This window comes from Gemmiger sp. (assembly GCF_036306485.1).
In the GTDB taxonomy this organism is placed as follows: Bacteria; Bacillota; Clostridia; order Oscillospirales; family Ruminococcaceae; genus Gemmiger.
The window spans coordinates 30,316-43,908 of sequence record NZ_JAXJZK010000050.1 but is presented as its reverse complement, the minus strand read 5'-3'; the positions used below and the strand labels follow the sequence as shown (position 1 = coordinate 43,908).

The window sequence follows — 13,593 nt, the reverse complement described above, 5'->3', positions numbered from 1 at the left end:
GTTTCCTGGTGCAGCACGGGCGCTCTGAATTTCCGCGGCTCCCGCAAGAGCACTCCTTACGCTGCTCAGTCTGCCGCCGAAGTCGCCGCCAAGGCTGCGATGGAGCACGGCATGAAGACCGTCGAGGTCTTCGTCAAGGGTCCGGGTTCCGGACGTGAGAGCGCGATCCGTGCCCTGCAGTCCACTGGCCTGGAGGTCACCATGATCCGCGACGTCACCCCGATCCCCCACAACGGCTGCCGCCCGCCCAAGCGCCGCCGTATTTGATTGAAGGAGGAAACTGAATTATGGCAAAGAACACTCAGCCGATCGCAAAGCGTTGCAAGGCTCTCGGCATTTCTCCTGCAGTCATGGGCTATGCCAAGAAGAACACCACCCGTAACTCCAACGGCAACTTCCGCAAGAAGAAGTCTGAGTACGCCACTCAGCTCCAGGAAAAGCAGAAGCTGAAGTTCATCTACGGCGTTCTGGAAAAGCAGTTCGCCAACTACTTCGAGGAAGCCGAGCGCCGTCCCGGCCTGACCGGTGAAAACCTGCTCCAGCTCCTCGAGTGCCGTCTGGACAACGTGGTCTTCCGTCTGGGCTACGCTTCCACCCGCCGCGATGCCCGTCAGCTCGTTTCTCACAACCACTTCACCGTCAATGGCAAGAGAGTCAACATCCCCTCCTACCAGGTGAAGGCCGGCGATGTGATCGAGGTCTGCGAAGGCAGCCGCAAGATCGAGAAGTTCTCCAAGCTGACCGGCGCCGATGCCGCTGTTGTCGCTCTGCCTTCCTGGCTGAGCCGCGAGACCGGCAGCCTGAAGGGCGTTGTCACCAAGCTGCCCGAGCGCAGCGACCTTGACTTCGACGTTCAGGAACACCTCATCGTCGAGTTGTACTCCAAGTAAGATCTCTCTGTTGTACCGCTATTTTTTACAAACCTGCGGCCTTTTGCGGCCGCAGGCTGATCAAGGAGGGTTTTTATGATGGAGATTGAACGCCCCAAGATCGAGACGGCCAGCCTTTCGCCGGATGGCCGCTATGGTAAGTTCGTCGTTGAGCCGCTCGAGCGCGGCTTCGGCACCACGCTGGGCAACAGCCTGCGTCGTGTGCTGCTCTCCAGTCTGCCCGGTGTGGCAGTCACCAGCGTCAAGATTGACGGCATCGTGCATGAGTTCTCGGTCATCGAGGGCGTGCGCGAGGACGTGACCGAGATCGTTCTGAATCTCAAGGGCATTGCCGCCAAGATCTATGGCGAAGGTCCCAAGACCGTCCGCGTGGAAGCAGTCGGCCCGTGCGAAGTCACGGCCGGCACCATCAAGCAGGGCGATGATCTGGAAATCCTGAACCCCGAATGGCATATCGCCACCCTGGGTGAGGGCGCCAAGCTGGTCATGGAACTGACCTTTGACAAAGGCCGCGGCTATGTGCCCGCAGAGCGCAACAAGCTCGCGCTGATTGAGAAGAACGATATCAGCACGCTGCCCGTGGACAGCATCTATACGCCGGTGCTCAAGTGCAACTACACGGTGGAAAACACCCGTGTGGGCCAGATCACCGACTATGACAAGCTGACCATCGAGGTCTGGACGGACGGCACGATCAGCGCCCAGGAGGCCCTGAGCCTCTCTGCCCGCGTTCTGACCGAGCATCTGAACCTGTTTGTGAACCTCTGCGACGAAGCCGCTGAGACCGAAATCATGGTCGAAAACGACGAGAAGGGCAAGGAGAAGGCCCTTGAGATGACGATTGAAGAGCTGGACCTGAGCGTCCGCTCCTTCAACTGCCTCAAGCGTGCCGGCATCAACACCGTGGACGACCTCGTGAACAAGAGCGAGGATGACATGATGAAGGTGCGCAACCTTGGCCGCAAGAGCCTTGAGGAAGTCATGGCAAAGCTGGACAGCCTGGGCTTTACGCTTACCAAAGACGAAGACAACTGATTTGTAAAGGAGTGAAACGGAATGCCCGGTACTAGAAAGCTCGGCCGCGCCACCGACAGCCGCAATGCGATGCTGCGTGCGATGGTCACTTATCTGTTCGAGAACGGCAAGATCGAGACCACCGTTACCCGCGCCAAGGAAGTTCGCGCTATGGCCGAAAAGATGGTCACCCTCGGCAAGAGCGGCGATCTGCACACCAAGCGCCAGATCTTCAGCTACATCACCAAAGAGGATGTCGCCAAGAAGGTTATGGACGTCTATGCGCCCAAGTACGCTGACCGCAATGGCGGTTACACCCGGATCATCAAGACCGGTGTCCGCCGCGGCGACGCCGCCGACATGGCCATCATCGAACTGGTCTGATCGGAGATACTCTGGCAGTAAGACACCCGCTCCGGCGGGTGCCTTTTTTTGTGCGTTTTTTGCACCTGTCGGGCTGTCTGAACCGCCGCCGGGCTGCCCACACTCTTCGCAGCACTCTTTATGGGACTGTATATCCGGCCCCTCTGAGGCAAACGTCAAATTCTTGTAAAATAGCACAGAAAAATACTGGAATTAAATCGGGCCCCATGTGCAAAGCGCGGAAAATGGTACAAAGACCGAAAAAAGCCAAAATAATAGCTGATTTTGGCGTTCTCGTGTGATAAAATGAAATTAACATTGTGGCAGTGTGTCACAATCCTGAATGTAGAACAAAAGAATGAAGGAGCAACTGTTATGGCTGGACAATCTATTGGCCCCAGAGATTTCTTCTCCAAAGAAGCTGCGATCGCCGACCTGGCACTTCTTGCCTGCCCGGGTGCGGAGGAGCTGTGCAACCTCGTGGATGGTCATCTCGTTCGTTGGGCTCGTGAAGTCGGAATGGACGTGGATACCTTCATCATTCCGTCGGACTGCCCCCGGTTCCAGTCCGGCGACGCCAAGGGACTGGTCAAGGCTTCGACCCGCGGCGACGATCTGTATATCTTTGTGGACCCGGGCAATTACAGCGTTACCTACAATCTGTTCGGTTACGAAAACCATCTTTCCCCCGATGACCATTTCCAGAACCTGATCCGTCTGATCCAGGCAGTGGCCGGCCGCGCACACCGCATCACCGTCATCATGCCCAGCCTGTACGGCGGCCGTCAGCATCGCCGTGTCTCCCGGGAGAGCCTGGACTGCGCCTGCGCTCTGCAGCAGCTGCGCACGATGGGTGTCAAGAACATCATCACCTTCGACGCGCATGACCCGCGCGTTGTCAACGCGGTGCCCCTGATGAGCTTTGACAACGTCATGCCCACCTATCAGGTCCTCAAGTGCCTGCTGCACCATCTGCCGGATATGCGTTTCGACAAGGAGCACTTCCTCGTCGTCTCTCCCGATGAGGGCGCCATGAACCGCAATATGTACTACTCCAGCGTTTTGGGCTGCAACCTGGGTATGTTCTACAAGCGCCGCGACTACACCCGCGTGGTCAACGGCCGCAACCCCATCGTCGCGCATGAGTACCTCGGCGAGGATGTCAAGGGCAAGGATGTCTTCATCGCGGACGACATCATCGCTTCCGGCGAGTCCATGCTGGATATTGCCTATGAGCTCAAGATGCGCGGTGCCAACAACATCTTCACCTGCGCGACCTTCCCGCTCTTCACCGCCGGTCTGGACAAGTTCGACAAGGCCTATCAGGACGGCATCATCAAGGCGGTCCTGGGCACCAACCTGACCTACCGCAAGCCCGAACTGCTCAAGCGGGAATGGTACTACGACGTGGACGTCTCCAAGTACACCGCCTACTTCATCGCGGCCATCAACCACGACACCAGCGTCTCCAGCATCATTGATCCGATGGACAAGATCCAGGCTCTGCTGGAGAAACACGGTATTCCTATGGGCAACCAGGAATAAGATTACATCGTAGATTTGCCTGCGGTTTTCCGGCCGCAGGCAAACTGTTTGCAGTGTGACAATTCGCAGACAGTGGAACCGTGTGGAAGGAGGAAACCGGAATGCTTCCAATGGATCAACTCAAAGCAATGGTGGCCGGCAAAAAGGTGGCGTTCATCGGCGCAGGCGTCAGCCATAAACCCTGCATCACGATGTTCGCCGAGCTCGGCGCACAGATCACCCTCTGCGACCAGAAAAAGAGCCTGGAAGAGTTCGGCGACTATGCCGACACTCTGCGCCGCCTCCACGTCCGGCTGAGCCTGGGCGAGAACTACACCGACGGCTTTGTCGGTCAGGACATCATCATGCGCACGCCGGGCTACGAGTATTTCCGTCCCGAGCTCCAGGCCGCCCGGATGGCCGGTGCGATGGTCACCAGCGAGGTGGAACTCTTCTTTGAGCTCTGCCCCTGTGAGATCGTCGCCGTGACGGGCTCGGACGGCAAGACGACCACCACGACGCTGATCGCCAAGATGTTCGAGGCGGCAGGCCGCCGCGTGTTCCTGGGCGGCAACATCGGCGCCGCCCTGCTGCCCCAGCTCCCCGAAGTGACCGAGAAGGATGTCGCGGTCGTGGAGCTGTCCAGCTTCCAGCTCATCAGCATGCGCCGCAGCCCCAAGGTGGCGGTGGTCACCAACGTGACGCCCAACCATCTGGACCATCATAAGGATATGCAGGAATACATCGACGCCAAGCGCAACATCCTGCTGTGGCAGACCCCGCCCTGCCGTGCCGTCCTCGGCTACGAGAACGACATCACCCGCGGCATGGCATCTGACTGCAAGGGCGAACAGGTCTGGTTCACCCGCCTGCACGATACCGACCGCGGCGCCTTCCTGCGCAGCGAGGACGACACGCTCTGCTATGCCGAGAACGGCACCGTCACGCCGATTCTGCCCCGCGCCGAGGTCAAGCTGCGCGGCCTGCACAACGTGGAGAACCTGCTGGCCGCCATCGCGGCTGTCTGGGGACGGGTCCCCGTGGAAGCCATGCGGCAGGTCGGCAGCACCTTCACAGGCGTGGAACACCGCATTGAGCCAGTCCGCGTCCTGGACGGCGTGACCTACTACAACGACTCCATCGCGTCCAGCCCCACCCGCACGATTGCGGGCCTGCGCAGCTTTGACCGCAAGATCATCCTGATCGCGGGCGGCTATGACAAAAAGATTCCCTACGAGCCGCTGGCTCCCGAGATCATCGCCCACGTCAAGACGCTGGTCCTGATGGGCGCGACCGGTCCCCGCATCGAGAAAGCGGTCCGCGAATGCCCGGGCTTTGACCCCCAGGCCCTGCCCATCCTGCACGCCGACAGCATGCAGCACGCGGTGGAGCTGGCCCGGAGCGCCGCACAGCCCGGCGATGTCATCAGTCTTTCTCCGGCATCGGCTTCCTTTGACCTGTACCCGAACTTTGAGGTGCGCGGCCGCGATTACAAGCGGATTGTCATGAGCCTGCAGCCCAAAGGGGAGAGCGCACAATGATCCACGCAGCGGATACCGATGACCGCCGCCGGATGTTTTCCGAGGCCATTGTCGGCAAACCGTATTTTCAGTCCCTGATGGCGCGGGATCTGGCCCTCTGGGCGGACAATCCCGGCGCCCCCACCAAGCTCTTTGTGCTGCCCGATGCGGCCCTCTCGGTGGGCGGAACGGTGGCGCAGCTCTGCGGCCATCCCCGGGACTGGGAGGAACTCCGGGAGTTTCTCCGCTTTGTCGGGGTCCGCTGCCTGACGGTCTCGGAGCAGCCCTCCGGGGACGACTGGATTCTCCGCCGTACCCTCTTTATCCGGGAGGTGCCGGCCGGGGGCAGACTGCCGCTGGCACAGCCTCCCGCCGGCCTCGCGGAGGACCGGGAACCCCGGGTGCGGGAGATCGCGGAGGAACTCTTTTCGGACCGCCCCGAGCGGGCCGACCACTTCTATTCCGAGACCTGTGCCGCCCTCTCGCGCGGAATGGTGCGCCTGACGGCGCTCCGCGATGGCGACGGGCGGATGGTCAGCACCGTCGGCGCCTATGCCATGGCCAACGGGGAAGCCTATCTGGCAATGGGGGAGACCGTCCAGCAGCTGCGGGGACGCGGCATCGGCGGCTGGCTCATTGCCGGACTGACCAACGAACTCGCGGCCGAGGGCTGGCGGGTGGTGCTGCTCTGCGAGGAACAGCGCCGCCGTTTCTACGACCGGCTGGGATTTGCCGAAACCGGCTGCTACTGGCAGTACGAAGTGTAAACATTCATAGATTCAATACGGACAGGAATTTTCATGATCGAACAGTTTTATGATTTGAAGCCGGAAGTTCTGGCACTGGACAAGAAAGCGCTGGGACTCTGCCGGGAACCCTTTGCAAAATTGGAGGAGATCCGGGATTTCAACCAGCTCAAGATGCTGCGCGCCTTCACGGACTGCGGCGTCGAGGCACGGCATTTCCTCGGTTCGACGGGATACGGTGTCTGGGATGACAGCCGCAACAAGCTCGAGGAGGTTTTCTCCCGCTGCATGGGCGCCGAGGATGCCCTGGTGCGCCCGCAGTTCATGAGCGGCACCCACACGCTGACGGTGGCCCTGTTCGGCCTGCTGCGCACCGGAGACACGCTGCTGGCCGCCACCGGCCGCCCCTACGACACGCTGGAAGGCGTCATCGGCATCGGGGAGGCGGGCAAGGGCTGCGGCACGCTGCAGGAATACGGCATCCGGTATGATGAGGTCCCGCTGCTGCCCGATCACACGCCGGACTACGCGGCCATTGTGGAGCACGCCAGGACCGCGACGGTGGTCCATATCCAGCGCAGCCGCGGCTATACCCAGCGCAATGCCTTTGACCTCGAGACCATCCGCAAGGTCGCCAGCGTCGCCCGCGAGGCCAATCCCGACGTCGTGATCTTTGTGGACAACTGCTACGGCGAGTTCACCCAGACCCGGGAACCGCTGGCCGTCGGCGCCGACATCATTGCCGGCAGCTTCATCAAGAATCCCGGCGGCGGCATCACGCCGACGGGCGGCTATATCGCGGGCCGGGCCGATCTGGTCGAGAAGATCAGCCACCGCTTCACGGCGCCCGGCATCGGCAAGGATCTGGGATGCACGCAGGAGAGCCTGCGGGGCCTTTTCCTGGGCTTTTATTACGCCCCCGGCGTGGTATGCGAGGCACTCAAAACCGCCGTGTATGCCCAGTGTCTGCTCGAGCTGGTGGGGGTGCATCCGGTGCCCCGCTACACCGACGACCACAACGACATCGTGACCTGCTTCGATTCCGGCAGTGCGCAGGCGCTTCAGGGCTTCTGTGCGGGCATTCAGGCCTGCAGCCCGGTGGACAGCCTGGTCACGCCGGAACCCGCCGAGGAACCCGGCTACACCGATCAGGTGGTCATGGCTTCGGGCTCCTTCACCGAGGGCAGCACCATCGAGATCAGCTGTGACGGCCCGATGCGTGCGCCCTATACCTGCTACCTGCAGGGCGGCGTCAACTTTACGGCCGGCCGCGCAGCGGTCCTCAATGCCGTGCAGAAAGCCTTCTTCGCATAAGAACAGCAGGGTGCCGCCCGCGGGTGGCACCCTGTTTTGCGGAAAGATCAAAAAGCCCCGGGAAGCTTCCGCTTCCCGGGGCTTTTGCAGGTTCACAACTCAGGCGTTGCGCACATAATCACGGACCAGGGCCTGCAGCAGATCGTCGCGGTCAATGCGGCGGATCAGCGAGCGGGCATTCTTGTAGGTCGTGATGTAGGTGGGATCCTCCGACAGGATGTAACCCACCAGCTGGTTCACGGGATTATAGCCCTTTTCCTCCAGCGCGCTGTATACGATCTGTACGACCTGCTTGATCTCCTGGTCCTTGTCGTCCCGGATGGAGAAAACCGCGGTCGGCTCAGAAATCGCCATGAAAACAACCCCCTTTTGAAATTAGGCTTTGTGATAACGCAGCAGCCAATTCAAGATCTGATTTACATTATATACGCTTTGCTTGCATTTCGCAAGGGAAAACGCGCACAATGCCCAAAAAAATTCGCAAATGGAAAAGGTTTCTTGTGGCTACGGCATCACAAAACCGGGTTCTCCGGGCAGAATCAGATGGTTGGCATCCAGCAGTTTGCGGAACTCCGCGTCCGGCATCTCAAACGTGACTTCCCGGACCATCGCGGGTTCGTGCAGCAGGATGTGCCAGGGCGCGCCGTCGTCCTGCTGCAGAAACAGCAGGTTCTCGACGGTGCCCAGTCCGCGCACCGCCTCATCCTGCCAGAAAGACGGCGCAGGCACGACGAAATAGTGATCCACCATCCGTCCGTCCTTAAAATTGTGTTCAATGGTGCAGGGAATTTCCTCCTCGGTCCGGGTGTTCTTGTACTGCATCCGGAGAGACTGAAAATCCGCAGCGGTCAGAGAATTCGGCATGACAGCTCCTTATCAGACGCGCAGGCTTGCGCTTTCACCGGTGTTTTCGGTGGAATCGAACTCATAGTCGTTGCCGGGCAGGATGGCGTTCAGCAGAATGCCGGCAAGCGCGGCGATGGCCAGGCCGGACAGGGTGACCGAGACACCGGCAATCGTGAAGGTGATGCCGCCCACCGAGTTGAAGCCCAGTGCGCAGACCAGGATGACGGCGGCGATGATCAGGTTGCGGGAGTTGGTGAAGTCCACCTGATTCTCCACCACGTTGCGCACGCCGATGGCGGAGATCATGCCGTACAGCACGAAGCTGATGCCGCCGATGATGCCGGCGGGAATCGTGTTGATGACCGCCTCAAACTTGGGGCAGAAGCTCAGGATGCAGGCAAAGACGGCCGCGATGCGGATGACCAGGGGATCGTAGATCTTGGTCAGGGCCAGCACGCCGGTGTTTTCGCCGTAGGTGGTGTTGGCGGGGCCGCCCAGCAGGCCGGCCATGGTGGTGGCCAGACCGTCGCCCAGCAGCGTGCGGTTCAGGCCGGGATCACGGATATAGTTCTTGCCGGTGGTGGCGCTGATGGCGGCAATGTCGCCGATGTGCTCCATCATCGTGGCAATGGCGATGGGCATGATGGTGAACAGGGCGCTGATGAACTTCTCGCTGCCGTCAATCGCAAACAGGCCCATGGCATCCTTGTGGACGGGGAAGCCGATCCAGCCGGCCTCGGCGATGGGCGCAAAGTCCACGGCGCCGGTGATCAGGGCAACCACATAGCTGACCAGGACGCCCAGCAGGATGGGCAGGATCTTGACCATGCCCTTGCCCCAGATGTTGCAGATGATGACCACGGCGAGCGCCACGAAGGCGAGCAGCCAGTTGGTCTCGCAGTTGCTGATGGCGGACGGGGCCAGGATCAGGCCGATGGCGATGATGATGGGGCCGGTGACCACGGGCGGGAAGTACCGCATGATGCGGCGGATGCCGAAGGTGGAGATCAGCAGGCTGACCACGACATACAGCAGGCCCGAGAAGGCGACCGCCGCGCAGGCGTAGGGCAGGTTTTCAGGGTTGGCGCCGTTGTTGTTGACAATGGCAAAACCGCCCAGATACGCAAAGCTGGAACCCAGGAAGGCAGGAACCTTGCCCTTGGTCAGCAGGTGGAAGAGCAGCGTGCCCAGACCGGCACACAGCAGGGTGGTGGAGACGCTCAGACCGGTCAGCAGCGGCACCAGAACGGTGGCACCGAACATGGCGAACATGTGCTGCGCGCCCAGAATCAGCATCCGGGGCTTGCCCAGCTGCCGGGCATCGTAAATGCCCTTGGAGTAATCGACTTTCTCACTCATGTGAAACATCCTCCTCTATTTTTCCTTTGGTATATGGGGAAGGATTCCCCAAAAAAAGAGGCACTACCGCAATGTCCGGCAATGCCTCTTTTTTCCGAATAGAAACAGCAGGAGAAGGGCAAACGCAGGATTCATCCGCAACAGCATTTCCCATACCTCCCCATCATACTTCAAATTATTATAGCAGAAAACCGCCCGGGATGCAAGCCGCGGCAAGAACTTCCTGCCCGCCGGCCATTGCAGGATGGAAAACCCGGCGGGAATGTGCTATACTGAATCCCGTCGGTATTCCGCCGACGGGGAAAGGGGAGATCCTTAAGATGGACAATCTGATATTCAGCCTGAATTCCACACTGCCGATTTTTCTGCTGATGGTCGTGGGATGGGGACTCGGGCAGATCGGTTTTCTGCCCCGCTCTTTCTGTGACACGGCGGACAAGCTGGTGTTCCGGGTCACACTGCCCGTCATGCTTTTCTGTGACATGGGGTCGGTCGATCTGACCCACGACTTTGACTGGCGGTTTGTGCTGTACTGTGCGGCTGCCACCGCGGTGGCCATTCTTGTGATCTGGGCACTGGCCCGGCGGTTCCTGCCGGACCGTTCCCTGACCGGCGAGTTCGTGCAGGCATCCTACCGCAGCAGTGCCGCCATTCTGGGCGTGGCTTTCATTCAGAATATGTACGGCACCTCCGGCATGGCGCCGCTGATGATCCTGGGCAGCGTGCCGCTCTTCAACATCTTTGCGGTCGTCATCCTGACGCTGGAAAGCCCCGCCCAGCAGGGCAAAATCCGGCTCGGTGACCTGCTGCGCCGGGTGCTGTCCAACCCCATTCTGCTGGGCATCGTGTTCGGCACCCTGTACAGCCTGCTGCCCTTCCGGCTGCCCACCCTCGTGCAGAAAACGCTGACCAGCCTCTCGGGGCTGACCACGCCGCTGGCACTGCTCTCCATCGGCGCTGCCTTCGAGGGCACCCGCGCCATCCAGAAGCTGGCCCCCACGCTGGCGGCCTCGGCCTGCAAGCTCGTGATCCTGACCGGCATCTTCCTGCCGCTTGCCATCCGGATCGGATTCCGGGACCAGCAGCTCGTCGCCCTGCTCATCATGCTGGGCAGCCCCACCACCCCCAGCGCCTACGTCATGGCCCGCAATATGGGGCATGAGGGCGTCCTGACGGCCAGCACTGTCGCGGCCACGACCCTTCTTTCGGCCCTGACGGTGACGGGCTGGATCTTCCTGCTGCGCAGCGGCGGCTACATTGTCTGAATTCCGAAAAAAAGCGCCTTCCCGGCCGGGAAGGCGCTTTTTGCATTACCGCTGATCGAGCGGGATATAGGGCTGCTCGTCGCCCAGATATTTGTAGGCCGGCCGGATGATGCGGTTGGCGTACTCCACTTCCTCCACACGATGCGCGCACCAGCCCGGCACACGGGCAATCGCGAAGAGCGGCGTGTACAGGTCCTCGCTGATGCCCAGCATCCGGTAGATCAGGCCACTGAACAGGTCCACGTTGGCACAGACCTTTTTGGGACCGTGTTTCTCCTCGGCAAAGACCTGGGGCGCCAGACGCTCAATGCTGCACAGCATCTCGTATTCCTCGTCATAGCCCTTGTCATAGGCGAGATGACGCGCGTGCTCTTTGAGAATCTGGGCGCGGGGATCGCTCAGCGTGTACACGGCGTGGCCCATGCCGTAGATCAGACCGCTGCCGTCGCCGGCTTCCTTGCGCAGGATCTTGCGCAGGAACTCCCGCACCTCATCGTCGTCATCGGGCCGCTGCACATTGGCCAGGATGTAGTCCAGCTGGTGCATGACCTTCAGGTTGGCGCCGCCGTGCTTGGGGCCCTTGAGGGCGCCGATGGCCGCCGAGATGGCGGCATAGGTGTCGGTGCCCGAGCTGGACAGCACACGGGTGGTGAAGGTCGAGCAGTTGCCGCCGCCGTGGTCGGCATGAACGAGCAGGCAGAGGTCCAGCAGCCGCGCTTCCTCGTGGGTGAACTTCTGGTCGGCGCGGTAGGTGCTCAGGATGTGCTCCGCGGTGCTCTGTCCCGCGATGGGCAGATGGAAATACATGCTGTCCCGGTCATACACGCGGCGCTTGATCTGGTAGGCATTGACCATCATGGTGGGCATCTCGGCAATCAGGTTGATGCTCTGGGTCAGGATGTTGGGCAGGCTCAGGTCGTCGGCGTGCTCATCGTAGCTGTACATCGAGAGCACGCTGCGCGCCATCTTGTTCATGATGTTGGGGGAAGGGGAGTTCATGATCATGTCGTCCGCAAAGCCGTGGGGCAGTTCCCGGTGCTCATCCAGCAGCTTGCAGAACCGGGCATACTGATCCCGCGTGGGCAGGGAGCCGAACAGCAGCAGCCACACGACCTCCTCGAACATGAACCGGTCGGAGCGGTCGGCTTCCTCGGCCAGCGTGTCAATGTCAATGCCGCGGTAAACCAGCCGCCCAGGAATGGGCCGGATGGTACCTTCCGCCATCTTCTCATAGCCGATGACGCTGGAAACATTGGTGATGCCCGCCAGCACACCGGTGCCGTCGGGATTGCGCAGGCCGCGCTTGACACCCAGGCGGTCTGCCACATGGGGGTCAAGGTGCTCGTTGTGTGCAATATACTCTTTGCAGAGCAGTTCAATATCTTCCGGATCGAGCGCCGGCACATCGGGATAATACATACTTTCCGCCTCCTGTTTCCGTCGGGAAAGACCGCAGCCTTCCGTCTTGTGTTGCCTGTCTGCCTGCTGCCCGCCAGGGCCCGGGACAGGCCGCTTTGCTAAGTTAAAGTACTGAATGTCTAAATTCTATAGTATTTTTTCCGTTCCGTCAAGCCTGAATCTTAAATTAAGATGTTTTATCCTCTGTGGGATCTTTATTTTATTAAGTTTTTTGGGCGACTATACGCCTACAACTTAAAAGAATTTCGTTGACAAGGGCGCACAAAATGGGTATACTCAAACTGTTGAACTATACAAACAAACTTTTTTGATACAAGCAGGAAAGGGGCAACCATCATGCAGGCTGTTTTGATCCCCGGCGACGGTATCGGCCGGGAAATCGCACAGAGCGTGCGCAAAATCTCCGAAGTTCTCTCCACCGGCATCGAATGGCAGGAATTCCAGGCCGGCGCCGAATATGCGGCCGAGCACGGCGAACTGCTCGAACCCGGCACGCTGGACGCCATCGAGCGGTGCGGCTGGGCCCTCAAGGGACCCACGGCAACGCCCATCGGCAAGGGCTTCCGCAGCATCAATGTGCAGCTGCGCCAGCGTTTCTCCACCTATGCCAACCTGCGCCCGGTCCGCACGCTGCCCGGTGTGCCCACCCGGTTTGATAAGGTAGACCTGGTCATCGTGCGGGAGAACACCGAGGACCTTTATAAGGGCATTGAATACATGCTCAACGACGACATCGCCAACGGCGTCAAGCTCATCACCCGCCCGGCCAGCGAGCGGATCTGCCGCTTTGCCTTTGAGTATGCCCTGGCCAACGGCCGCAAGAAGGTCACGGCGGTGCACAAAGCCAACATCATGAAGCTGACCGACGGTCTGTTCCTCTCCACCTTCCGCGAGGTGGCCAAGCAGTACCCGACCATCGAGGCGAACGACTGCATCATCGACGCGCTGTGCATGAAGCTGGTCCAGGCGCCCGAACAGTTTGACGTGCTGGTGGCGCCCAACCTGTACGGCGACATCATCAGCGATCTGTGCGCCGGTCTGGTGGGCGGTCTGGGCTTTGCTCCCTCCGCCAACATCGGCGACGGCGCCCGCATCTATGAGGCCGTCCACGGCTCGGCCCCCGATATTGCCGGCCAGAACCGTGCCAACCCCTCGGCCATCCTGATGGCGTTTGCGATGATGCTCAACGATCTGGGCATGACCGACAAGGCCGCCCGGCTCAACGCCGCAATCCAGGCCCAGGTAGCGGAAGGCAAGCTGGTCACCGCCGACATCGGCGGCACGGCTTCCACCACGGAATTCACCGACGCGGTGGCCGCACGTCTGTAAGAAA

At 60.5% G+C, this 13,593-nt stretch carries 14 protein-coding genes; 10 read left to right on the top strand and 4 right to left on the bottom strand.

The features are described 5' to 3' along the window. From rpsK to U0L91_RS10555, 8 genes are all read left to right on the top strand, one after another. Positions 1-267: 30S ribosomal protein S11 (rpsK, locus tag U0L91_RS10590; protein ID WP_330046796.1), on the top strand; the 267-nt coding region annotated here is incomplete at its 5' end. 20 nt (positions 268-287) lie between these two features. Then, the gene (gene rpsD, locus U0L91_RS10585; RefSeq protein WP_330046794.1) at positions 288-890 is read left to right on the top strand and encodes a 30S ribosomal protein S4; all 603 of its coding nucleotides are present in this window, start codon (positions 288-290) and stop codon (positions 888-890) included. A 75-nt stretch (positions 891-965) separates the two neighbouring features. Further along, a complete protein-coding gene (locus tag U0L91_RS10580) occupies positions 966-1,925 on the top strand; it encodes a DNA-directed RNA polymerase subunit alpha (protein WP_330046792.1) in 960 nt (319 codons plus the stop codon). 21 nt (positions 1,926-1,946) lie between these two features. Continuing rightward, positions 1,947-2,288, top strand: a complete 342-nt coding sequence (gene rplQ, locus U0L91_RS10575; RefSeq protein WP_330046790.1) for a 50S ribosomal protein L17 — start codon at positions 1,947-1,949, stop codon at positions 2,286-2,288. A 354-nt stretch (positions 2,289-2,642) separates the two neighbouring features. Then, positions 2,643-3,812, top strand: a complete 1,170-nt coding sequence (locus U0L91_RS10570) for a ribose-phosphate pyrophosphokinase (protein WP_330046788.1) — start codon at positions 2,643-2,645, stop codon at positions 3,810-3,812. A gap of 101 nt (positions 3,813-3,913) precedes the next feature. Beyond that, entirely contained in the window at positions 3,914-5,332 is a 1,419-nt protein-coding gene (gene murD / locus U0L91_RS10565; protein ID WP_330046786.1) for a UDP-N-acetylmuramoyl-L-alanine--D-glutamate ligase, read from the top strand. Continuing rightward, positions 5,329-6,078 (top strand): GNAT family N-acetyltransferase, encoded by a 750-nt coding sequence (locus U0L91_RS10560; RefSeq protein ID WP_330046784.1) that lies wholly within the window; start codon positions 5,329-5,331, stop codon positions 6,076-6,078. The genes murD and U0L91_RS10560 overlap by 4 nt, the downstream gene beginning before the upstream one ends. A gap of 33 nt (positions 6,079-6,111) precedes the next feature. Continuing rightward, entirely contained in the window at positions 6,112-7,371 is a 1,260-nt protein-coding gene (locus U0L91_RS10555) for a methionine gamma-lyase family protein (RefSeq protein WP_330046782.1), read from the top strand. A 99-nt stretch (positions 7,372-7,470) separates the two neighbouring features. Here the strand turns inward: U0L91_RS10555 and U0L91_RS10550 are convergent, their stop codons facing one another. The 3 genes from U0L91_RS10550 to U0L91_RS10540 form a co-directional block, all read right to left on the bottom strand. Next, the gene (locus U0L91_RS10550) at positions 7,471-7,725 is read right to left on the bottom strand and encodes an IreB family regulatory phosphoprotein (protein WP_330046780.1); all 255 of its coding nucleotides are present in this window, start codon (positions 7,723-7,725) and stop codon (positions 7,471-7,473) included. A gap of 150 nt (positions 7,726-7,875) precedes the next feature. Beyond that, entirely contained in the window at positions 7,876-8,235 is a 360-nt protein-coding gene (locus U0L91_RS10545; protein WP_330046778.1) for a hypothetical protein, read from the bottom strand. A gap of 12 nt (positions 8,236-8,247) precedes the next feature. Further along, positions 8,248-9,576, bottom strand: a complete 1,329-nt coding sequence (locus U0L91_RS10540) for a uracil-xanthine permease family protein (RefSeq protein ID WP_330046776.1) — start codon at positions 9,574-9,576, stop codon at positions 8,248-8,250. Positions 9,577-9,896: 320 nt separating this feature from the next. Here U0L91_RS10540 and U0L91_RS10535 point away from each other — a divergent pair, with 320 nt between their 5' ends. Further along, positions 9,897-10,841 carry an AEC family transporter gene (locus tag U0L91_RS10535; protein WP_330046774.1) on the top strand — a complete coding sequence of 315 codons (945 nt, stop codon included), beginning with the start codon at positions 9,897-9,899 and terminating at the stop codon, positions 10,839-10,841. A gap of 45 nt (positions 10,842-10,886) precedes the next feature. Here the strand turns inward: U0L91_RS10535 and U0L91_RS10530 are convergent, their stop codons facing one another. Next, positions 10,887-12,260, bottom strand: coding sequence for a citrate synthase (locus tag U0L91_RS10530; protein WP_330046772.1), 1,374 nt, complete (start codon positions 12,258-12,260; stop codon positions 10,887-10,889). Positions 12,261-12,596: 336 nt separating this feature from the next. On the opposite strand from U0L91_RS10530, the gene U0L91_RS10525 reads away from it, so the two are divergent. Further along, entirely contained in the window at positions 12,597-13,589 is a 993-nt protein-coding gene (locus tag U0L91_RS10525; protein ID WP_330046770.1) for an isocitrate/isopropylmalate dehydrogenase family protein, read from the top strand. The last annotated feature ends 4 nt before the right edge of the window (positions 13,590-13,593 follow it).

Coding starts and splice junctions, on each gene's coding strand:
- U0L91_RS10560 (WP_330046784.1), top strand. CDS start 5,329: ATGATCCACGCAGCGGATACCGATGACCGCCGCCGGATGTTTTCCGAG.
- U0L91_RS10540 (WP_330046776.1), bottom strand. CDS start 9,576: ATGAGTGAGAAAGTCGATTACTCCAAGGGCATTTACGATGCCCGGCAG.
- U0L91_RS10545 (WP_330046778.1), bottom strand. CDS start 8,235: ATGCCGAATTCTCTGACCGCTGCGGATTTTCAGTCTCTCCGGATGCAG.
- rpsD (WP_330046794.1), top strand. CDS start 288: ATGGCAAAGAACACTCAGCCGATCGCAAAGCGTTGCAAGGCTCTCGGC.
- U0L91_RS10550 (WP_330046780.1), bottom strand. CDS start 7,725: ATGGCGATTTCTGAGCCGACCGCGGTTTTCTCCATCCGGGACGACAAG.
- U0L91_RS10530 (WP_330046772.1), bottom strand. CDS start 12,260: ATGTATTATCCCGATGTGCCGGCGCTCGATCCGGAAGATATTGAACTG.
- U0L91_RS10580 (WP_330046792.1), top strand. CDS start 966: ATGATGGAGATTGAACGCCCCAAGATCGAGACGGCCAGCCTTTCGCCG.
- U0L91_RS10570 (WP_330046788.1), top strand. CDS start 2,643: ATGGCTGGACAATCTATTGGCCCCAGAGATTTCTTCTCCAAAGAAGCT.
- U0L91_RS10525 (WP_330046770.1), top strand. CDS start 12,597: ATGCAGGCTGTTTTGATCCCCGGCGACGGTATCGGCCGGGAAATCGCA.
- U0L91_RS10555 (WP_330046782.1), top strand. CDS start 6,112: ATGATCGAACAGTTTTATGATTTGAAGCCGGAAGTTCTGGCACTGGAC.
- murD (WP_330046786.1), top strand. CDS start 3,914: ATGCTTCCAATGGATCAACTCAAAGCAATGGTGGCCGGCAAAAAGGTG.
- rplQ (WP_330046790.1), top strand. CDS start 1,947: ATGCCCGGTACTAGAAAGCTCGGCCGCGCCACCGACAGCCGCAATGCG.
- U0L91_RS10535 (WP_330046774.1), top strand. CDS start 9,897: ATGGACAATCTGATATTCAGCCTGAATTCCACACTGCCGATTTTTCTG.